We start from the raw sequence: 1,154 nt of genomic DNA on the forward strand, positions 1-1,154 counted from the left end.
AGTGGTATTAAAAACGCGGAAATCAGTGTCCTCGAAATTCCATAGAAAACCCTGATAAGTCATCAATGAACCGATCAGTTTTACACGTTCGTTCATATTATGGGTAACGGTCATTCCGAGCGCCTTACCGGGCGAACCGGCGTTTCCGACGTATGAAGTCCCAAGATCATCCGCGTTGTAAACCAATCGTGAACGCGGGACAAATTGGGTAAAATTGATTGCATACAGGATGGAAACCTGATCATAGCGGGAAAGCCGCATGATCGCCTCTAAGCGCGTCTCATTTGCCTGATAAAAAGATGAAGTGAGTTCGTTCGTCTTATCGCGATGTTGCCACTTCTGTCGAATCCTGAACCGAAATTTAAATAATGGCCGATAATCCAACTGCGCGACCAGCCGGCTAAATTGTGCCTTGTCCGCAACGCGTTGCCAGATGTCCTGCTCGATCGTGGCGACCAACGATCTGTGAATCTGATAGCGAGTCGAGTAATAGAGTCCTTTTTCAGCTTGCGGTTGCGCCGTTCCGGAATATAAATAACCGAGAACTGCATCTTTCAAATAATAAGAGTCTTCGTAAATGGTTCCTTTGAATCGTTGATAGTTGCTAAATGAACGCTGGTATGGATTGTCAAATTCCAGATCGTAGTTCCGATATAAAAGCAGAAAATTGAAATTGTCGAACTGAATATAACCGGATAAAACGTAAGCCTTAGGATCGCCTTTGACGTCTGTCAGTCTCTCGTTTTTGTCCAATTGTGCGAACTCGCCCTGAAATGACAAATTTTTAATAACTGACATAAATTCCAAACCGTAAACCCGTCTCTGCGACCGCGCATTTTTCCAAAAATCCGAACGCCAATCCGATGAATAAGACGCTTCGATTTCGCTGTCGGCGGAATTCCCTATCTGCGTCAGGTATTTTCCCTGACCGGAAGTATTCAAAAGCGTTGCTTTGATCTGCGGATCAAGAATGCGGTTGTAATAGCTGTGATAAATCGTTCCGCCAATATATGTACCCGGAAAGATCGAATATTTTACGTTTCCGGCGAATAGCAATTCTTTTACGGATTTGATCATCGGATTCGGAATGCTATCGTAGAGTCCGTAATTCAGACGTGGATACATTGTAATGAATGTCGAGAACGAACCGTCAT

Annotated in this window: 1 protein-coding gene; it reads right to left on the bottom strand. The window is 44.1% G+C overall.

Translation table 11 applies throughout. The features are described from left to right. Window positions 1-1,125 (bottom strand): hypothetical protein (locus COT43_00785; GenBank protein ID PIS30883.1); only part of this gene is annotated, 1,125 nt, incomplete at its 3' end. Window positions 1,126-1,154: the final 29 nt, after the last annotated feature.

Source organism: Candidatus Marinimicrobia bacterium CG08_land_8_20_14_0_20_45_22 (assembly GCA_002774355.1).
Classification (GTDB): Bacteria; Fidelibacterota; UBA2242; order UBA2242; family UBA2242; genus 0-14-0-20-45-22.